Raw genomic sequence first — 19,416 nt, 5'->3', positions numbered from 1 at the left:
ACAATTGTCCCTTGTTTTCAGCCGCAAAGCTTCAAAAAAACCTTGGGGAATACTCATAAGAGGGTCCCCAAGGTTCTATGGCCTATGCGCTTGTAATGAACGAAAAAGGATCCGCCTTCAGCTTATTTTGCCGCAAGCCAGCCTTCGACGATTTTCTTGCCGCTGGAAGTGCCCAAACGCGTTGCGCCGGCTGCGATGAAAGCCAGGGCATCTTCATACGTGCGCACGCCGCCGCTTGCTTTTACATCCATTACGGGTCCGACTGTCTTGCGCATCAGCGCGATATCTTCCAATGTTGCGCCCCCCGTTGAAAAACCGGTGGATGTCTTGACGAAGTCGGCGCCTGCCTTTTGGGCCAATTGGCAAGCGAGCACTTTTTCTTCATCGGTCAACAGGCACGTCTCGATGATGACTTTCAGGATTGCCTCGCCTTTAACGGCTTCAACTAATGAGGCAATCTCGCGTTCGACTGTTTGATGATCTCCATCCTTCAAAGCCCCGATGTTGATGACCATGTCCACTTCATCCGCACCGTTCTGGACCGCTTGCTTCGCTTCGAATGTCTTCACTTCGGCCGTGTTGGCGCCATGCGGGAAGCCGACAACCGTGCACACCAGGACATCCGTGCCGGTCAAAAACGCTTCCGCTTTTTTCAACCAGTATGGCTGTACGCAGACGGATTTGAAGTCATATTCCTTCGCTTCTTCGCAAAGGGCTTTGATTTCCGACTCCGTGGCATCTTGTCTTAATAGAGTGTGATCGATGTATTTGTTCAATTTTTCAACCATTTATATCCGCTCCTTTTCTTAATTCCAATTCATAGGATACTGCCGCCAATGCATACAAAGGGGCTGTCTCGGCACGCAGGATTCTCGGTCCCAACGCGCAGCTCTGATGGCCGGCTGACCTGAACGCAGCCAGTTCCTCCGGTGCCAAGCCGCCTTCAGGCCCGAAAACCAACAACAAAGAATCGCCTGGTTCAAGCTTTTCCAATGTGTGCACCAGGATGCTGCCTTCACCGGCCTTTGCATCTTCTTCATAGGCAACCAGCACTTTGCTGTATGTTGCAGCTTCGGCCAACAATTCATTGAGGTTATGGACGGGGTGCACGACCGGTTCTTTCTGGCGGTGTGATTGCTCTGCTGCCTCTTTCGCAATTTTCTGCAGGCGCTGCTGTTTTTTTGCGGCTTTATCCGCCGTCCACTTGACAACCGCATTTTTTGCTGCGAATGGGATGAAGGCAGCCGCGCCCAACTCTGTGCCCTTCTGCACGATATATTCGAGCTTGTCGCCCTTCGGAAGTCCGCAGGCGATTGTGACACGGATCGGCAATTCCGTTGAGCGGTCCTCATCGGCCAACCACTTCAGACTGACCGCGGTTGCGGATATATCGGTGATTTCTGCAACGAACGAAATTCCGGAGTTGTCGGCTAAATAGACGCGGTCCCCCTGTTTCATGCGCATCACATGCACCATGTGGTGATGGAAATCATCCGACAGGTTGATCGGCTGCTTTTGGTAATCTTTTGTCAAGGGCGGGATGATGTATCGCTGCATGCTTCAGTCCTCCACATTTTTTGTGCAGATCAGGCAAACCCAATCTTTCATCTGCTTTTCCTGCTCGATCTCGAATCCATTAGCATAGAGAGCCTCGATCAATTCATCCTTCTTCGAATCGATGATGCCCGAGAGGATGAAATAGCCGTCATCCTTGAGGTTTTTGTAGGCATCCGGGAGCAAAAGCAACAATATTTCCGCCAGGATATTCGCAACGATGATGTCGGCTTCCTCGTCGGCGATGCCTACCAATAGGTTGTTCTCTTTGACGATCACATCCGCAGCATAGGCATTATAAGCGATGTTCTCTTTGGAAACGCGCGTTGCGATTTCATCGATATCATAGGCATAGACGGTGTCTGCGCCCATTGCCTTGGCTGCGATGCTCAACACGCCCGATCCGGTTCCGACATCGATCACTTTTTCGCCGCCCCGCATCACGGCTTCAAGCGCTTCGATGGACAGGCGCGTAGTTGGATGCGTGCCGGTGCCGAAGGCCATCCCGGGATCCAATTGGATCAGCAGCTCCTTTTCATCTTCAGGCGTGTACTCTTCCCAATAAGGCACAATCGTAAGGAAACGCGTAAGCCTGATCGGGTGGAAATATTCTTTCCAGGAGTTTTCCCAATCCTCTTCTTTTACTTGATTGATCTGCAGCTCATTCTTTCCGATCTTCAGATCGAGTTTTTCCAACTCAGCCAGCTGTTCTTTGATGAACAACACGGTGTCCTGGAAACCCACGTTGTTCGGATAGTAGGCCATGATGAAGACGGCATGGCCTTCTTCAGGCAACGCACGCTCCTCTTTTATCTGGCCGAAACCGTCATCCTGCAGATTGACGAAGTCCAGCTCGTCGTCTATGGCGACGCCTTTCGCACCGGCCTCCATCAATATATTCGATACAGCCTCAACCGCTTCTGTAGCAGTCACAACCTTCACTTCATTCCATTCCATTTGCAATCACCTTTCCTATCATTAAGGATAACGATAATACGTTTCATCATATCTTCCTATTTCCTTCAGTGTTTCGATTGTCTGGATAAAATTCACTTCATTCCAATGCAACTCGAAGCTGGGATCCCCTTCATTCTTCAGAAACCCTCTTAACCTGCTGTTCGCCTCGCCTAACGTCAAGCGTATGCTCTTGATCACCGCTTCGGCCAAACCGCCTTGGATCCCTCTTTTCCGATCGAATGGAATACTGGCCAAATATTCCTCTGTTTTTATTTTTGCTGATCCGCGATCATAAAACAAAACAGAATCCTCAAAAATGAACCGGTCTTCATGATTGGAATGGCCATATACATCCGAAATACTATTGTCTGGAGGATAACTGACTTCTAATAATAACACAATTTCAACCGTATGGAAGGGTTTATGCCACTCTAACCGCCATTCGCATGACAAGTTGTGTTCCTCCAATTTTTCATGGATCATATCCAGCATACTTTTATTCATAATCTTCCTCCTCGTCGGGATGGATCTCATCATCTATTGTAGCAAAAAATGAGAAAAAGATATATTCCCGACTGTACAGCCGCAACTCATTTTCCGAATAACGGCCCGCGACATGCACAGAACCATTTCTTAAAAGAGCAGTTTGTGATATATTTAGGTCAGGCAAAAAGTTGGAGGGATATTTCATGACAGAACAATCAGAGATCAGACAATCCATCGATTACCTGGTGACACGCATCGCCCGTGATTACCGGAAAACAGAATTCAAGGACAGCTTGAAAGTCCAGATCCCTTTCGGCCGGAGGGCTGAGATTCTGTTGACTGACGATTACCTCGCACCGGATGAAAAAAGCATTTTCGCTGACAACATCGATCCGGTGGCCAAAAGCGAGCTTTTCAAAGAAGTCCTGCAAAGTAAAACGGATAAGGTCTTCAAGAGTTTTTTGCTGGAGATTTTCGGCAAACAGCCCGTTCTTAATGAAAATCTTTCCATCACGACAAAAAAATCCGGCAGCAATCAATATATCATCATCAATTTTGAAGGAGCCTTGCCTTATTGAGCTTTCCGTTCTTTTATAGCCGGAAAGTTCTGCGGGAGCCAAGCAAAAAAATCAGTTGAGTTTATCCGAAAAGCCTGATATGATGTTGATTGGAATATTTGCTTATTAATATTACTGTTTTATGCTATACTGATTAGGTAACAAGGACAACTAACGAGGTGTGCAAATATGGCAGAAAAAAATCTAACAACCAAAGATATTCTGCAAAAAGAATTCAAGAGCGCTATGAGAGGCTATAATGTTGCAGAAGTCGATGAATTCCTGGATATGATCATAAGAGACTATGAATCTTATCAGAAAGACCTTTCTTATCTTCAAAGTGAAAATGAACGTTTGATGAGCCGTGTTGATGAGTTGACGAAGCAAGCCGTATTGGCTAAGCCGACCCAATCAAACACCGCTTCAGTCGGCAGCGGTGTGACGAATTTTGATATTCTGAAACGCCTTTCCAATTTGGAGAAACATGTATTCGGTTCAAAACTGGATGAGACCAACGAAGAAGCAAACTAGCAGCAAAAGACATTTGTAAATTTCGGGTAATTGCGGTCTCCTTTATGGAGGCTGAGGAAAGTCCATGCTCGCACAAGCTGAGATGCTTGTAGTGTTCGTGCTTAGCGAAACAATAAGCTAAGGCAATCGATAGATTGACGGCAGAAAAAAAGGCTAAGGGCTCTACCTATGCCTGAGTATTCTTGAAAGTGCCACAGTGACGAAGCAGACGGGGAAACCTTTCTGGTGGAACGCGGTAAACCCCTCGAGCGAGCAACCCAAACTTTGGTAGGGGCACTCTTTCCAAGGAAATGAACGAGGGAAAGAGGCAGAAATGCAGATAGATAATTACCTCCGCCATCAGAGGCCTGGCTCCGATGGCGCGACAGAACATGGCTTACAGAAATTTACAAATCAGGCTTTTTTCTTCAAAAGAATACGATCAAGGATGGGACAAGCTAATTTTTGTCCCATTTTTCGTGCATTATCCGGCAATCTCTAAGGCAAAACAATAAGGAGTTATCAATGAGAACATATCAATTAGTGGCCACGGCCGCAAGCGGCATCGAAGCCATCACCGGCAATGAGCTGAAAAAAATGGGCTACAACGTCCAAGTAGAGAACGGCAAAGCCTACTTCACCGGCACGGAAACGGACATCATCAAGACCAACCTATGGCTGCGCACTGCCGACCGCATCAAGATCGTCTTCGGCAAATTCGAAGCAAAAACGTTCGATGACCTGTTCGAGCAAACGAAGGCCTTGCCTTGGGAACAAATCCTTCCGATGGATGCGGAATTCCCGGTTTCCGGCAAATCGCAGAAGTCGGCTTTGTACAGTGTCCCCGATTGCCAAGCAATCGTCAAAAAAGCCGTCGTCAACCGCCTGAGCGAATATTACCACCGCCGTACCCGTTTGCCTGAATCCGGCGCACTCTATCCGATCGAAGTAGCCATCAATAAGGATGAAGTGATCCTGACGATCGACACGAGCGGTTCCAGCCTTTTCAAACGCGGTTACCGTTCCGAAAAAGGCGGCGCTCCTTTGAAGGAAAACATGGCAGCCGCTTTGGTGATGCTGACCAATTGGTACCCTGACCGCCCCTTCTATGATCCGACTTGCGGTTCCGGCACGATTCCGATCGAAGCTGCTTTAATCGGACTGAACATCGCGCCAGGGTTGAAACGCTCCTTCCCTTCCGAGGAATGGAACATTTTCGAAGAAGGCCAGTGGGATCGCATCCGCAGTGAAGCAAAAGCTGCAGCGAACTTCGATGTGCAACTGGACATCGGCGGCTCCGATATCGATCCGCACATGATAGCCATCGCAAAGAGCAATGCCGCAAAAGCAGGCGTTGCGGATTATGTCACTTTCAAACAATTACCTTTGGCTGAGTTCACGACAACCAAGGAATACGGTACAATCGTCTGCAACCCGCCTTACGGTGAGCGACTTTCCGATCAGGAAGAGATCGAAGTCCTCTACAAAGAGATGGGCCAAGTTTTCCGTCCGATGAAGACGTGGAGCAAGTACATCCTGACTAGCGAATTGCTTTTCGAAGAATTCTACGGCGAAAAAGCCACGAAAAAACGCAAACTCTACAACGGAAGATTGCGCACCGACCTGTTCCAATATTGGGGCACGCGCCCGCCGCGAATAAAAAAAGAGCTTGACGCCGGCGAAACCAAAGAAAAATAGTCGTTATTGAAACAAAGCAGTCCGGACGATCCCGCATTAGCGGGCGTCCGGACTGCTTTGTTTTTTAACAGGATACGCTCTTCGCAGCCGGGCTCCGGCTCATAATCCGAACTCAATATGCGCTTGCTGTTGCATAGATGATTGTCCAAATGCCGTTTCGCTTAAGGAACTCCATTTCCAACTGTAGCCTCCATGTATTGCGGTAGCCGTTGATGCGGGCATCCACTAAATTTCTCCCTGTGATTGTAGCGGTATCATTACGTCCGGATACCGTAACATCTTTTTCGGCCGATGAATAATATCTCATTGCTTCCGCATCGATTTGATCTAGCCACTCATTTTTCGTTTGCGCATACCCCGTCATATGGACAAGTTCGAATGCATCGTCCAAAAGTACACTCAAAGCAAGTGTATTTTTCTCGACCATATACTCATGGTATTTTCTGTAAACCTGCAAAATCATTGCTCCGTCTCCGGTTTCTTTCACAATTTGCTCCCCTCTCCTGTATCAATGAACGCTTGCATTCCCGGTTTGATAATTCAGTCAGTTGTTCTGCCAAACATTATTTTTGCAACATACTAAACTGGCCAAGCGTTTTTTCTTCCGAACGGCCTGTTGCCGGTTCCGGGGCAAGCGAAAGTGAACTGATTTCCGCCCGCAATTCAGGCGTCACCTCAAAATCGGTTGCAGCCAATGAAGCATCCAATTGCGCCAAATTCCGGGCACCGATGATTGGCGCAGTCACTGCCGGATGGCTTTTTGCCCATGCCACAGCTAATGTCGCAGGACTGACACTCAATTTTTGGGAGAATGCCGTGAAGCGATCGGCAAGTTCCAGATCATCTTGATAACGCAAACGATTCAGTTCGCTGTCGACGAGACGGCCGGAATCCGGTTGTTTAGCCGTTCCGTATTTCCCCGTCAGCAAGCCTGCACCAAGCGGGCTGTAAGGGATGACCCCGATGTTCTTGGATTCAGCCAAAGGAAGCAATTCCACTTCGGATTGTCGTTTCGCCAAATTGTACAAAGGCTCCATAATTTCAAAGCGACCGAGCAACTCCCTTTCCGAAATGCCCAGTGCATCCATAATTTGCCACGCGGCCCAATTGCTGACGCCGGAGTAAAGTATTTTCCCTTGTTTTTGCAGATCATCCAAAGTTCGCAAAGTCAGTTCAATGTCAGTGCTCGGGTCGAAATAATGCAGGATATAGAAATCGATGTAGTCTGTATCCAACCGTTTTAGACTGGCATCAATGCTTGTTAGTATATGTTTCCGGGAAAGACCGCGGTCATTGATTCTCGGTGTTTTTGATGTCGGAAAGAATACTTTGCTCGTGATCACAAGATCCTCCCTTTGTCCCTTCATCAATTTCCCTAAAATTTCTTCGGATCGGCCGTGCGAATACATATCTGCTGTATCAAAAAAATTGATTCCAGCATCAAGACAGCGCTCATACAATGCTTTTGACGTTTCTTCATCCGCATCGCCTCCAAAAAACATGGCACCAAAACATAATTCAGAAACTTTGATGCCCGTTCTGCCAATTGATTTATATTTCATAGTTTGTCATCCCCTCACAGATAAATTATGCATCCCAAGGATCATTCCGGACGATTGATGCCTACACTTTCACGGACATAAAGATTCGGATCGGAAGCAAGGCGTAAGACAAGATCTGCGATGCTTTTTCTGGATACATCGTGACCGCCGAAAGGCTCGCCCTTGACGGTGATTTCATAATCCGTATCGTTGCTGCTGTCGAACCAGCCTGGGCGGACGATTGTATAGTCCAGACCCGAAGCTTCAATCACATCTGCAGCGTCACGGTACGTCTGCAAAACCGGATTGGAGCGAAGATTGCCGGAAGAGCCCACTGAAGCCGGGATTTCGTTATAGATACCCATCGAAGTGATAAAGATCAAACGCTTAACTCCAACACGCTGCATCGATTCCACAATCGCCTTGGCCATTTTCCCTAGGTTTCCTGTCAACGAGGCAAACACGACATCCTGGCCGGAAATGGCCTTGTCCAGTTCGCCTGCTTTCATCACATCGCCCGAAACGGAGACTTCTCTTGTTGGATCGATTGGTTTAAGCCTTTCCGGACGCCGTGAGAAAAGCGTCAACTCATCATTTGTTTTTTCAAGGAACAGCTGTCTTGCAACGCGACCGACTGAACCAGTTGCACCAATAATCACTACTTTTGTCATCAATTCCACCTCATATTTCTGATTGATATGAGTATGGTATCACTTGGAGTTCACTCTAAGTCAACCTTGAACGGTCATTTAAATTTTCACCGGTACGGAATCCAGCTTTTGAATGGTTCAATCAGAGCTGTGAAGGTGTAATGAAACCAATCCATAATAAGTGCCATATAATTGTTTTTAACAAAGCGCTTGACTTGGAGCCCACTCCAAGAGCTATAGTCTGAATATAAGATGGAATGGAGGCAAAAATGATGGGCAAAACGTGGTTGATTACAGGGGTGAGCAGTGGCTTCGGCTATGAACTGACGAGACAATTGTTGGATAAAGGCGACAAGGTGATCGGAACGGTGCGCAACAACGCCAAAATTGTCGATCTGATTGCAGAATACCCGACGCTGTTCGATTGCCGGATTCTTGATGTGACCGATACGCCAGCGATCCAGCAGGTGGTGAAGGAGGCGTTTGAAAAACACGGAGCAATCGATGTCATCATCAATAATGCGGGCTACGGCCTGTTCGGCGCCGCAGAGGAGTTGAGCGACGAGCAAGTAGAGCTCATCATCGCAACCAATTTGACCGGTTCCATCCAGATGATCCGTTCCGCGCTTCCGTTCCTGCGCAAGCAAGGTCACGGCCGCATCATCCAAATTTCTTCCTACGGCGGACAAGTCGCTTTTCCGGGCAATTCCATGTACCATGCCACGAAATTCGGGATCGAAGGCTTCTGCGAATCCGTGGCCCAGGAAATGGCCCCGTTCAATATCGGCGTGACCATCGTCGAACCGGGCGGCGCGCGGACTGAATTCCGCTACGGCAGCGCGCAAGTCGCGGAACTTATGCCTGAATACGACGGCAATCCAGCCCATAGCTTTCTTGCGATGCTTGATGCGTCTATTGTCCTGGCTCCAGGAAATCCAGCGGAAATGGCAAAACGGATCATCGAAAGCGCAGAAATCACACCCGCTCCGCTGCGGATGGTACTCGGCTCGCAAGCGCTGGCAAGCACAATCGCCACGCTCGAGAAACGCTTAGCTGATTTCAGGATGCAAACGGAGCTGGCGGCCTCAACGGATTACAAGGAATAAGCGTGATTTTTCGTCCGAAGCGAAAAGGCCACAGAACCGTCTCGAAATTAGACAGTCTAATTTTGTGCTGCTATCTTGATTGTCGGATTATTCGTTGTTATCCGACAACTTTTGCCGTAATCACGCTCCAGTTGTCAGATTCTTCAACGATATTCGACAATCTCGATCCGTTTGCAAATTCGGCACTCAAAAAGGCCATTAGGCTGTCTCAAGAGTAGACAGCCTAATGGCCTTTTTGAGTGCTGAAATGTGTATTTCATATTTCCGGAAAAGGTCAACCTTGCTCATTTTTTCTTTTTCACAAGCTGATAGAGCGCTTGTTTGGCGAGATTATCCGCACCTTTGTTTTCCTTTTCCGGAACCCATTCCAAATAAAAATTGGTGAACGCACCCATATTCTGCAGGGCTTCTTCCAGATACAGTCTGTGTTCCGCTTGTTTTGTGTACTTTTTCCGGATCGATTCGGCAACAAGTTTGCTGTCCGTGTAACAGAAAATGAGCTGTTCCTGCTTATTCTGTGTTTTCAGATAACGCAATCCATACAGCAACGCTTCGAATTCGGCACTATGATTATCCATTCTGTCCTCCAGAGGGATGCCGATCTGCTCTTGTATGCCATCCTCAACAATCAAAATTCCGATGGCTGCATAGCCTTCTTTTCCGGTGGCTGCCCCATCCACGAATAATTTTATCACCAGTTCCACATCCTAAAAAGCAAAGGTGAGAGGAAATCCTGAATGGATCCCCTTCACCTTTGCGGTTTGCTTGTGCTTTTTTATGGCTCCGCCAAGACCATCACATTGGTGGCTTGCGGTCCTCTGACGCCTTCAGCGATATCGAACTGAACGCGTTGCCCTTCTTCTAGTCTTTTGAAGCCTTCTCCAGCTATACCGGTAAAATGTACGAAAATGTCGTCTTCCTGCTCTTCGAGTTCAATAAAGCCATACCCTTTATCATTATTGAACCACTTTACTTTGCCAAATTCCATTGTACATCCTCCTTCAACACTCAATTCTTTGGAACTGCTTTCACAAAGACGGGTTACTCTCATTATAGAGAGGAAACCCGACAGAGTCAATTATTCTGATGGGTTCATTCAAAAAAAACCAAATAACTCGGTCAACCTTTTTTCCAATCGTTCAATTTGATCACGGATGGCCAATTCCCCCGGTTCGCCAGTCCCGGCAGTTCCGCTGTAGATGCGGCAAAGCACATCCAGCCATTCCGGAACGGAGGAGATTGTCCTGTCCTCGAACGGATACAGCAAGGAAAGTTGCATGAAGAAGCCATTTTCCACAGCGCCCGCCAAAGCAGGGTTCTTGTTGGCAATCTCTTCCTGGATGTAAGCCATCCCTTCTTTGTAGGTTTTCGTCTCAATCAAGGGGACCACCCTTGCCAGATCCAATTTTTCTTCGCTCCCGTCCAGTCTGACAGTCAGCGATGGACGGAGCCCGCGCTCAAGAAATTGATGGATGATTTCAGTCTTGAGCATCCGATGAAGTTTGTTGTTCAGGAGCAACCGTTGCGCTAGTTTGCCGAATTGGTCGTCCTCCAATTCCTTCAGTTGTTGTGCGTATACTTGTTGTTTGTGGAAAGGTTGGGTATCGATGTTTTTCTCTGCCCGGAGGATTTCTGAACTTTTTTTCAGCTTCGTTTCCAACTTCTTGAGTTCCACTTTTTCAACATCAGCTTCCAATTGCTCCAAAGCGAATTGATGCTCCATCGACAGCCCGAAAGTTTTTTTTCTGGCATCGATCTGTTCCCGGGCCATGTCAAAGGCTCCGGATTGAAGCAAACCTTTCAAATACAGAAAATCGATATCATCCACTGAAACGGCGGCTGCAATGTCCGGCCGGATTTCTTTGATCATTTCCAAACTTTTTTCCGCCTGATCGGTCTCCTGCAGCAGCATGAGGTACAGCGGGAGGATATCGTCTGCTTGCTTGATGGCTATGGCTTTGCCGATCCATTCTTCCGCAAGCTGCAGATTCCCCTCTTCGAATGCAAACAGACCCTTTTTCAAGTATCCTTCGTAATTTAGTGGAAAAACAATTTTTTCTCCCATTTCAATCACCCCAATCTAAGCTGATTTTCCTGTCAGGTCATTATAACATAAATGCATACACTAAAAAAACCGCCCGCACAGTATCGACTGTGCGGGCGGCCCCATTGCTGCTGGTGGATCAGTAGTTGCGGAACCTTTTCTGGCGTTGCGCGACCAGTTCGTCCGGAGTCAGTTGCTTCAGTTCTTTCAGCTTCGCACTTAACTCCCGTTTTAATTCCTGCATGACATCTTCCGACTTGCGGGCCACTTTTCTGCGGCTTTCCAAAATGATCTTGTCGATGACATCCAATGCAAACAAATCATCGGGCGTCAGCTTCATTACTTTGGCCGCTTCATCGGACCGTGAGGCGTCTTTCCATAAAATAGATGCAAAACCTTCCGGGGAAAGGACAGAATACATGGTGTTCTCCAACATCCATACTTCGTTGCCCATTGCCAGCGCCAATGCACCGCCGCTGCCTCCCTCGCCGATGAAGATGGCGATGAAAGGGACGGTCAGTTGACTCATCACCAGGAGCGATTCTGCGATCGCTTCACCGATGCCTCTGTCCTCGGAATCGACATCACAGAAAGCGCCTGAAGTATTGATGAAGGTCACGATCGGGCGATCGAATTTTTCTGCCTGTTTCATCAAGCGGATTGCCTTGCGGTATCCTTCCGGATGCGGGGATCCGAAATTGCGATAGACATTTTCAGTCAAATCGTGGCCTTTTTGCGTTCCGATGACGGTCACCGGCATGCCGTCCAAGAGTGCGATCCCGCCGACGATGGCGGGATCATCACCGAATTTTCTGTCGCCATGGAATTCAATGAACCCTTCACAGATGGCATGTATCATTTCTGTAGCCGTCAGGCGGGAAATGCTTCTCGCAGCGGTGATAATGTCTTTGACTTCTTTCACTGCACTTCACCCGCCTTTTCTGAAGGAGCATGCAACAGCAAGATATGCCGCAAAGTCCTTCTCAAATCTTTTCTGGCTACAATTTTATCGATAAAGCCGTTTTCCAGCACCTTTTCCGCCGTCTGGAAACCTTCCGGCAGTTTCGCTTTGATGGTCTGCTCGATAACGCGCTTGCCGGCGAAACCGACAGTTGCTCCAGTTTCGGCAATAATAATATCCCCTTGCATCGCAAAGCTGGCCGTCACGCCTCCGGTCGTCGGATCGGTCAGGACGGTGATGTACAACAAGCCGGCTTTGCTGTGGTTGGAGACTGCTACACTGACTTTCGCCATCTGCATCAAGGACATAATGCCTTCCTGCATTCTGGCTCCGCCTGAAGCTGTGAACACGATGATCGGAAGCTTTTCGGCAGTCGCCCGTTCAAACGCGCGCGTCAGCTTCTCTCCGACCACTTTCCCCATGCTTGCCATGATAAAGTTCGAATCCATCACACACAAAGCAACTTTATGCTTATTGATGAATGCCGCGCCGGTTACGACCGCCTCATCAAGTCCCGTTTTCTCCTTCGCAGCCTTCAACTTGTTCTCATACCCAGGAAATGCCAAAGGATTTTCTTCAGGCATGAGTGCGTTCCATTCATCAAAAGTGCCCTCATCAACGATATTGGAAATGCGCTCGTAGGCCGAAATCCGGAAATTATAGGCACAGTGCGGGCATACTTTATCTTTTCCTAAATCCTTGCTGTAGATTGTCTTTTGGCAATTCGGGCATTTTTCCCATAAACCCTCAGGAACAATCGGTTTCTGACTGTCGGCTTTTGAAGCGGGAACTTGAGCTATCGGAATGTAAGGACGCTTACGAAATAATTTCATTTCCTCACCTCTAGTGTGACTTCTTGACTAATTGATTTATACACTTTCCTCTTCTTCAGGTGCCCAAGTTTTCAAGAACACGTTCTGAAGATATTCCGTATCGTAATCTCCGGAAATGAAATTAGGATCCTGCAGAATATCTTCCTGGAAGAATTGATTCGTGTCGACTCCCTCAATGACCAGTTCCTGCAACGCACGCCTCATCTTGGCGATTGCCTCGCTTCTGTCATCACCTTTCGTGATGATTTTGGCGATCATTGAGTCATAGAATGGCGGAATCATATATCCGCCGTACATGGCGCTTTCTACACGCAGTCCGTTCCCGCCGCTTGGCAAGAACAGGTAGTCGATTTTCCCGGATGAAGGGCGGAAGCCCAAAGCCGGATTTTCAGCGTTGATGCGGCATTCGATCGTGTGGCCGGTGATGACGACCTCATCCTGCGTAAAGGATAAGGGCTCACCGCTGGCGATGCGCAGTTGTTCCTTGACGATATCGATGCCGGTTGCCATTTCCGTCACCGGATGCTCCACTTGGATACGCGTGTTCATTTCCATAAAATAGAAACGTTGTTCCGTATCGACGAGGAACTCGATTGTGCCTGCATTCGTATAGCCGACGTGTTTGGCCGCCCGGATGGCAACTTCCCCCATCGCTTTGCGTGTCTCTTCAGAAATGAACGTGGATGGACTTTCCTCCAGCACTTTCTGATGATTGCGCTGCAGCGAGCAGTCCCGCTCGCCCAGATGGACCACATTGCCGAATGAATCCCCTAAAATTTGCACTTCGATATGGCGGGCCGGTGTGATGATTTTTTCAAGATACATGCGGTCATCGCCGAATGCCGCTTTAGCTTCCGCTTTAGCTTGGCTGAAGGCTGCCTCCAGACCGTTTTCCTGGTAGACTTTCCGCATCCCTTTCCCGCCACCGCCTGCTGCAGCTTTCAGGATGACCGGATAACCGATTTTCTCTGCTTGCGCCACTGCCTCTTCGTATGAAGAGATGTAGCTTTCGCTGCCCGGAGTGACAGGTACGCCTGCAGCTATCATCGTTTTGCGGGCATTTGCTTTGTTGCCCATCAGGTCGATGATCGTGGAAGAAGGTCCGATGAAGCGGATGTTCATTTCTTCGCACATCGTAGCGAAAGCGCTGTTTTCTGATAGGAAACCGAAGCCGGGGTGGATGGCTTGGGCTCCTGTAACGACTGCCGCACTCAAAATGCTTGTCATATTCAAATAGGAATCGCTCGCTTTTGCAGGACCGATACAAATCGCCTCGGTAGCCAATTGCGTATGCAACGCTTCGCGGTCGGCTTCAGAATAGACCGCTACCGTCTGGATTCCTAACTCATGGCAAGCACGAATGATCCTGACAGCAATTTCTCCTCTGTTTGCGATCAATACCTTCGTAAACATATTATCTACCAATGATGAATGTCATTTCAACTTCACAAACTTTTTTGTCTCCGACAAAAGCTTGCCCGTAACCGATACCCGCAAATTTTTTCAATTTGACGATATCCACTTGAAGGCGCAAAACATCGCCAGGGACAACTTTTTGACGGAATTTAACTTTATTCAATCCGCCTAAATAAGCTGTTTGTCCTTTGAAATCAGGCAATGTCAACAACGGAATCGAACCCGCTTGAGCCAATGCTTCAACGATCAATACGCCCGGCATTACCGGTTCGCCAGGGAAGTGGCCTTGGAAGAAAGGTTCGTTGATTGTTACGTTTTTGTAGCAGACGATGTGTTCGCCTGGTGTCAATTCTTCAACTTTGTCGATGAAGAAAATAGGGTAGCGGTTTGGGATGATATCCATTACTTCTTGTGCGCTTAATAAACTCATTTTATTAGTCTCCTTTTTTTAGACGATGCGGAACAACGGTTGATTGTATTCAACAATCTGTTCGTTTTCAACCAATACTTCAACGATTTCCCCATCGAATTCGCTTTTGATTTCATTCATTAATTTCATCGCTTCAACCAGGCAGACAACTTCGCCTTTTGATACGGTCTGTCCTTTTGAGACATACGGTTTGGCATCAGGTGTCGGGGCCAGGTAAACAACCCCAACGATCGGAGAAGTCACGATTTTTCCTTCTTTGCGCTCAATCGTTTCAGCAACAGCTTCTTTGACGGCTTGTATCGGCGCAGCCGCTGCCGGTGCCGGGATTGCTGCCGGAGTGTTTTCGGCCGCCTGTTGGTGAGTCTGAACCAGTTTGTTCTTCGACAACAAGAGCTGGAAATCGCCTGTCTGATAGTGCAATTCAGTCAATGAAGATTGGTCTATCAACGAAATTAGGCTTTTTACATCTTCAATATTCACGTATTAAGCCTCCCATTTTTTGAAACATAGTACGGCATTATGGCCGCCGAAGCCCAAAGAATTGCTCAGAGTATAAGTCACTTCTTTTTCACGTCCTACATTCGGAATGTAATCCAAATCGCAGCCTTCATCAGCCACTTGGAAACCGATTGTAGGAGGCAGGAAATTATCCTGAATGGCTTTCACACAGGCAACCGCCTCGATACCGCCGGCAGCGCCCAACAGGTGGCCTGTCATGCTCTTTGTACTTGAGATAGCGACGTTGTAAGCTTCTTCACCGAATGCATATTTGATCGCAGCTGTTTCGCCGGAATCATTTGCAGGCGTGCTTGTGCCGTGAGCGTTGATGTAGTCGACTTGAGCCGGTGTGATCCCCGCTTCGTTCATAGCCAGGATCATCGCTTTACCCGCGCCGCTGCCGTCAGCTGACGGAGCAGTCATATGGTACGCATCACAAGTGACACCGTAGCCGACTACTTCAGCCAAAATGGTTGCGCCGCGTTCCAGTGCGTGATCAAGGTTTTCAAGCATCAAGATGCCCGCGCCTTCACCCATGACAAAGCCGTTTCTTTCTTTATCGAAAGGAATGGATGCACGGTCCGGATCAGTGCTTGCGGATAATGCAGTCAGAGCCGCAAACCCAGCGATGCCGATTTCGCAGACTGTCGCTTCCGATCCGCCGGCAAGCATCAGGTCAGCATAACCGTGCTTGATGCTGCGGAACGCTTCGCCAATTGAGTTTGTCGCAGAAGCACAAGCCGTTACGATATCCATGCTTGGACCTTTTGCGCCGAATTTGATGGCAGTGTTTCCTGCCGCCATATTGCCGATAGCCATCGGTACGAACATCGGCGGTACGCGTTTTGGTCCTTTTTCATGCATTTTGATGATGCCGGATTCCATCGTGATGAAACCGCCGACCCCGGAACCGATCGTAACGCCGAAACGGTCCGCATCGATTTTCTCCATGTCAATGCCGCTTTGTTCAACAGCTTGTGCTGAAGCTGCAACTGCATACTGCGAGAACAGATCCATCCGCTTGTATTCTTTACGGTCCATATATAAGGTCGCATCGAAGTCTTTCACTTCACCTGCAACCGAAATGCCTGTTTCGGTTGCATCAAAATTGGTGATGGCGGCGATGCCGTTTTTACCGTTTTTGATGCCGTCCCAGTATTCAGTCACTGTATTTCCTAGAGGTGTGATAGCACCCATACCTGTAATAACAACGCGATTCATATTTATCCTCCTGTCTTACATGTACATGCCGCCATTGACACTGATGGTCTGGCCGGTAATGTAAGTATTCTCACTCAAGAAAACAGCGGTGTTTGCCACTTCTTCGGCTTTCCCAAATCGTTTCAATGGAATTTGCGTCAACATTTGCTCCTGAATCTTATCGGACAGTACATCCGTCATTTCCGTTTCAATGAAGCCTGGTGCGATCGCATTACAAGTAATGCCTCTTGCTGCCGCTTCACGGGCGACTGACTTCGTCAATCCGATGATTCCTGCTTTGCTGGCCGCATAGTTGGCTTGTCCCGTATTTCCGGTTTCGCCGACCACACTTGAAATATTGATGATGCTCCCCGCTCTTTGCTTCAGCATAAGCGGCAAGGCGTGTCGGATCATGTTGAAGGTACCCTTCAGATTCACTTGGTAAGTAGCGTCGAAATCCTCTTCATCCATGCGCATGATCAGTTTATCGCGGGTGATCCCGGCATTGTTCACCAACACATCCACGGAACCGAACAGTTCCTTGGCTTGGCTGATGATTTCTTTGGCCGTTTCAAACTCGCTGACATCACCCAAGAGTGTTTTCACGGTGACACCATAGGATTCCAGATGTGCTATCTTTTCTTCAGGAATCGGTTTGCGCGCATTCAGAACGATGTTGGCTCCTCGTTTCGCATAGGCTTCAGCGATGGCTTCCCCGATTCCTCTTGAACTGCCAGTGACGATGACTGTCTTTCCTTTTAAATCCAAGGCTATCCCTCTTTTCTTGTCTGAATATCTTATTTTTGCAATGCTTCAAGGGTCTTATTGAGGGATTTTGCATCCTCTACGTTATATACGGCGACCTCTTTGTTGATTTTTTTGATGAACTTGCTCAAAGTCGTTCCAGGGCCGACTTCAACGAAAGTGTCCACACCCAAATCGATCAGTTTGCGGACGCTGTCTTCCCACAATACCGGTGATTCGATCTGACGGACCAAAAGGCCTTTGATGGCATCTTTTGCCACGATATCAGCTTCCGTATTGCCAATGACAGGGATCTTAGGCTCCTCGACAGTCACTTCGGACAAAGCCGCTTCCAGCCTCCCCGCTGCAGGGTGCAACAGTGCGGTATGGAATGGGCCGCTGACATTCAGAGGAATGATGCGTTTCACGCCTTTGGATTCAAGAATCTCGATTGCCTTGTCGACGCCTTCGATTTCCCCGCCGATGACGATCTGCGTCGGCATGTTGTAGTTGGCAGGCGCGACATAAGCCGTCTCGCTTGCTTCCCGGCAGGATTCTTCGATAACGGAGCGTTCAGCGTTCATGACCGCCGCCATCTTGCCGCGGCCTGCAGGAACTGCTTCACTCATGTATTTTCCGCGTTTCGCTACGAGCGAAATAGCCTCATTAAAAGAAAAAGCATTGGCTTTCACCAGTGCTGTATATTCCCCGAGGCTCAATCCTGCAACAAAATCTGGCTGAATTCCCTTTTCAGCTAGTAATTGATCAAGGGCGTAGCTAACCGTTAAGATTGCTGGTTGTGTGTATTCAGTTAAATGAAGCTTTCCGTTCTCCACGAAGCAAAGGTCTGCGACGTCGTAACCCAGAACAGCGGATGCTTCATCAAAAACAGTGCGCACAACTTCAAATTCGTTATAAAGTTCTTGGCCCATACCGAAATATTGCGCCCCTTGACCACTATAAACAAAAGCTGTTGCCATTATTTCACCTCTATATTTTTGTTAATCCGCCCACAATTTGGCTTGGGCCAGGATAACTTCTTTGCATTCCGTCATATACTCTTGTATGATATCATGACACGTTTGTTCCTTCGAAATCAGGCCGGCAATCTGTCCGGCCATCATCGAACCGTAGTCTTTATCACCATCAACAGTCGCTCTTCTCAGAGCGCCTTTGCCCATTTCTTCAAGTTTTGCCAAGTCCGGATTTTCCTTGCTTGTCTCTTCTTTTTCGACTTGCAGATATTCTCTGGTCAGTTTATTGCGCAACACACGAACAGGATGTCCGGTAATCTGACCGGTAATGACTGTATCGATGTCTTTCGCCTTTAGAATGGCATTCTTGAAATTTTGATGGGCATTGGATTCTTTGGCAACTACAAACCGTGTACCCACTTGAACAGCGGAAGCGCCCAGCATAAATGCTGCGGCCATTCCACGCCCATCGCCGATACCGCCGGCAGCGATGACTGGAATGGAGACGGCGTCGACTACCTGGGGAACCAGGGCAAGGGTTGTTGTCTTTCCGATGTGACCACCGGATTCCATACCTTCAACAACGACTGCGTGTGCACCGTCTTTCTCCATCCTTCTCGCTAAAGCTACGGAAGCTACAACCGGAATGACTGTGATACCTGCTTCTTTGAATTGGTTCATATAACGGGCTGGACTTCCGGCGCCAGTTGTGACAACCTTAACGCCGGCAGCGATTACTGCTTCAACAATCGCATCGACATGTGGATTCAAAAGCATGATGTTTACACCAAAAGGCTTATCAGTCAATGCTTTCATTTTCGAAATTTTTTCATTCGCTACATCCACGCTATCGTGGCCAGTCCCGATCAGACCCAAACCACCAGCATTGGAAACGGCACTTGCCAAATCAGCATCCGCCACCCACGCCATTGCCCCTTGAATGATGGGATATTGAATACCTAATAATTCACATAATTCTGATTTCATACAAGGCCTACTTTCCTTCTACTTCTTATTCTGCTAATTGAGCATCAACGTATTTGACCAAGTCTTCAACAGTGTTGATGCCTTCGTCTGATTCGATTTTGATATCGAATTCGTCTTCGATGTCGTTGATGATTTGGAATAAGTCTAAGCTATCAGCATCCAGGTCTTCTCTGAAGTTTGTTGCTAATTGTACTTCTTCTACTTCTTTGTCCAATTGGTCCACGATAATAGCTTGAATTTTTTCGAATGTCATAATAAATTCCTCCAAAT

At 48.0% G+C, this 19,416-nt stretch carries 24 protein-coding genes and 1 other RNA gene; 5 read left to right on the top strand and 20 right to left on the bottom strand.

The genetic code is table 11. The features are described 5' to 3' along the window. Positions 1 to 122: 122 nt before the first annotated feature. Genes deoC through BMX58_RS06175 form a run of 4 tightly spaced genes read right to left on the bottom strand, consistent with a single transcriptional unit; the run spans position 123 to position 3,015 of the window. A complete protein-coding gene (deoC, locus tag BMX58_RS06190) occupies positions 123 to 788 on the bottom strand; it encodes a deoxyribose-phosphate aldolase (RefSeq protein WP_068622872.1) in 666 nt (221 codons plus the stop codon). Next, complete coding sequence (locus BMX58_RS06185) at positions 781 to 1,557, bottom strand: 16S rRNA (uracil(1498)-N(3))-methyltransferase (protein ID WP_068622873.1); 777 nt, start codon at positions 1,555 to 1,557, stop codon at positions 781 to 783. The genes deoC and BMX58_RS06185 overlap by 8 nt, the downstream gene beginning before the upstream one ends. 3 nt (positions 1,558 to 1,560) lie before the next feature. Then, positions 1,561 to 2,511: a 50S ribosomal protein L11 methyltransferase gene (gene prmA / locus BMX58_RS06180; RefSeq protein ID WP_068622874.1), complete on the bottom strand. Its 951-nt coding sequence runs from the start codon at positions 2,509 to 2,511 to the stop codon at positions 1,561 to 1,563. A 21-nt stretch (positions 2,512 to 2,532) separates the two neighbouring features. After that, positions 2,533 to 3,015, bottom strand: coding sequence for a DUF3013 family protein (locus BMX58_RS06175; protein ID WP_068622875.1), 483 nt, complete (start codon positions 3,013 to 3,015; stop codon positions 2,533 to 2,535). Between the two features lie 185 nt (positions 3,016 to 3,200). Between BMX58_RS06175 and BMX58_RS06170 the strand changes: the two genes are divergently transcribed. From BMX58_RS06170 to BMX58_RS06155, 4 genes are all read left to right on the top strand, one after another. Further along, positions 3,201 to 3,575, top strand: coding sequence for a hypothetical protein (locus tag BMX58_RS06170; protein WP_068622876.1), 375 nt, complete (start codon positions 3,201 to 3,203; stop codon positions 3,573 to 3,575). Between the two features lie 168 nt (positions 3,576 to 3,743). After that, positions 3,744 to 4,085 (top strand): cell division regulator GpsB, encoded by a 342-nt coding sequence (gpsB, locus tag BMX58_RS06165; RefSeq protein ID WP_068622877.1) that lies wholly within the window; start codon positions 3,744 to 3,746, stop codon positions 4,083 to 4,085. A gap of 18 nt (positions 4,086 to 4,103) precedes the next feature. After that, an RNA gene (rnpB, locus tag BMX58_RS06160) (RNase P RNA component class B) lies at positions 4,104 to 4,469 on the top strand. Between the two features lie 120 nt (positions 4,470 to 4,589). Next, positions 4,590 to 5,762, top strand: coding sequence for a THUMP domain-containing class I SAM-dependent RNA methyltransferase (locus BMX58_RS06155; protein ID WP_068622878.1), 1,173 nt, complete (start codon positions 4,590 to 4,592; stop codon positions 5,760 to 5,762). Positions 5,763 to 5,874: 112 nt separating this feature from the next. Here BMX58_RS06155 and BMX58_RS06150 read toward each other — a convergent pair whose 3' ends face one another. The 3 genes from BMX58_RS06150 to BMX58_RS06140 form a co-directional block, all read right to left on the bottom strand. After that, positions 5,875 to 6,249 (bottom strand): nuclear transport factor 2 family protein, encoded by a 375-nt coding sequence (locus BMX58_RS06150; protein ID WP_084253893.1) that lies wholly within the window; start codon positions 6,247 to 6,249, stop codon positions 5,875 to 5,877. A gap of 76 nt (positions 6,250 to 6,325) precedes the next feature. Next, a complete protein-coding gene (locus BMX58_RS06145; RefSeq protein ID WP_068622879.1) occupies positions 6,326 to 7,324 on the bottom strand; it encodes an aldo/keto reductase in 999 nt (332 codons plus the stop codon). 41 nt (positions 7,325 to 7,365) lie between these two features. Continuing rightward, positions 7,366 to 7,974 (bottom strand): NAD(P)H-binding protein, encoded by a 609-nt coding sequence (locus BMX58_RS06140; RefSeq protein WP_068622880.1) that lies wholly within the window; start codon positions 7,972 to 7,974, stop codon positions 7,366 to 7,368. A gap of 248 nt (positions 7,975 to 8,222) precedes the next feature. On the opposite strand from BMX58_RS06140, the gene BMX58_RS06135 reads away from it, so the two are divergent. Then, entirely contained in the window at positions 8,223 to 9,059 is an 837-nt protein-coding gene (locus tag BMX58_RS06135; RefSeq protein ID WP_068622881.1) for an SDR family oxidoreductase, read from the top strand. Between the two features lie 284 nt (positions 9,060 to 9,343). Here the strand turns inward: BMX58_RS06135 and BMX58_RS06130 are convergent, their stop codons facing one another. The 13 genes from BMX58_RS06130 to BMX58_RS06070 all read right to left on the bottom strand — a co-directional run bounded on the left by BMX58_RS06130 (position 9,344) and on the right by BMX58_RS06070 (position 19,399). Continuing rightward, positions 9,344 to 9,754 (bottom strand): ribonuclease HI family protein, encoded by a 411-nt coding sequence (locus BMX58_RS06130; RefSeq protein ID WP_068622882.1) that lies wholly within the window; start codon positions 9,752 to 9,754, stop codon positions 9,344 to 9,346. Positions 9,755 to 9,834: 80 nt separating this feature from the next. Further along, positions 9,835 to 10,047: a cold-shock protein gene (locus BMX58_RS06125; RefSeq protein WP_068622883.1), complete on the bottom strand. Its 213-nt coding sequence runs from the start codon at positions 10,045 to 10,047 to the stop codon at positions 9,835 to 9,837. 108 nt (positions 10,048 to 10,155) lie between these two features. Continuing rightward, the gene (locus tag BMX58_RS06120) at positions 10,156 to 11,124 is read right to left on the bottom strand and encodes a tetratricopeptide repeat protein (protein ID WP_068622884.1); all 969 of its coding nucleotides are present in this window, start codon (positions 11,122 to 11,124) and stop codon (positions 10,156 to 10,158) included. A 118-nt stretch (positions 11,125 to 11,242) separates the two neighbouring features. Next, complete coding sequence (gene accA, locus BMX58_RS06115) at positions 11,243 to 12,025, bottom strand: acetyl-CoA carboxylase carboxyl transferase subunit alpha (RefSeq protein WP_068622885.1); 783 nt, start codon at positions 12,023 to 12,025, stop codon at positions 11,243 to 11,245. Next, on the bottom strand, positions 12,022 to 12,897 hold the full coding sequence (gene accD, locus BMX58_RS06110; protein ID WP_068622886.1) for an acetyl-CoA carboxylase, carboxyltransferase subunit beta: 876 nt from the start codon (positions 12,895 to 12,897) through the stop codon (positions 12,022 to 12,024). The genes accA and accD overlap by 4 nt, the downstream gene beginning before the upstream one ends. A 36-nt stretch (positions 12,898 to 12,933) precedes the next feature. Beyond that, complete coding sequence (locus BMX58_RS06105) at positions 12,934 to 14,310, bottom strand: acetyl-CoA carboxylase biotin carboxylase subunit (RefSeq protein WP_068622887.1); 1,377 nt, start codon at positions 14,308 to 14,310, stop codon at positions 12,934 to 12,936. A gap of 1 nt (position 14,311) precedes the next feature. Continuing rightward, positions 14,312 to 14,743: a 3-hydroxyacyl-ACP dehydratase FabZ gene (gene fabZ, locus BMX58_RS06100; RefSeq protein WP_068559698.1), complete on the bottom strand. Its 432-nt coding sequence runs from the start codon at positions 14,741 to 14,743 to the stop codon at positions 14,312 to 14,314. Positions 14,744 to 14,761: 18 nt separating this feature from the next. After that, positions 14,762 to 15,223 (bottom strand): acetyl-CoA carboxylase biotin carboxyl carrier protein, encoded by a 462-nt coding sequence (gene accB, locus BMX58_RS06095; protein ID WP_068622888.1) that lies wholly within the window; start codon positions 15,221 to 15,223, stop codon positions 14,762 to 14,764. Between the two features lie 3 nt (positions 15,224 to 15,226). Next, positions 15,227 to 16,462 carry a beta-ketoacyl-ACP synthase II gene (fabF, locus tag BMX58_RS06090; protein ID WP_068622889.1) on the bottom strand — a complete coding sequence of 412 codons (1,236 nt, stop codon included), beginning with the start codon at positions 16,460 to 16,462 and terminating at the stop codon, positions 15,227 to 15,229. Between the two features lie 15 nt (positions 16,463 to 16,477). Continuing rightward, the gene (fabG, locus tag BMX58_RS06085) at positions 16,478 to 17,209 is read right to left on the bottom strand and encodes a 3-oxoacyl-[acyl-carrier-protein] reductase (RefSeq protein WP_068622890.1); all 732 of its coding nucleotides are present in this window, start codon (positions 17,207 to 17,209) and stop codon (positions 16,478 to 16,480) included. A gap of 29 nt (positions 17,210 to 17,238) precedes the next feature. Beyond that, a complete protein-coding gene (gene fabD / locus BMX58_RS06080; RefSeq protein WP_068622891.1) occupies positions 17,239 to 18,165 on the bottom strand; it encodes an ACP S-malonyltransferase in 927 nt (308 codons plus the stop codon). Positions 18,166 to 18,186: 21 nt separating this feature from the next. Continuing rightward, positions 18,187 to 19,146 (bottom strand): enoyl-[acyl-carrier-protein] reductase FabK, encoded by a 960-nt coding sequence (fabK, locus tag BMX58_RS06075; protein ID WP_068622892.1) that lies wholly within the window; start codon positions 19,144 to 19,146, stop codon positions 18,187 to 18,189. 25 nt (positions 19,147 to 19,171) lie between these two features. Beyond that, positions 19,172 to 19,399, bottom strand: a complete 228-nt coding sequence (locus BMX58_RS06070) for an acyl carrier protein (protein ID WP_068622893.1) — start codon at positions 19,397 to 19,399, stop codon at positions 19,172 to 19,174. Positions 19,400 to 19,416: the final 17 nt, after the last annotated feature.

It is taken from the genome of Trichococcus ilyis (assembly GCF_900109135.1).
Lineage (GTDB): Bacteria > Bacillota > Bacilli > Lactobacillales > Aerococcaceae > Trichococcus > Trichococcus ilyis.
The sequence above is the reverse complement of the archived record's forward strand: the minus strand, read 5'-3'. Positions and strand labels throughout refer to the sequence as shown.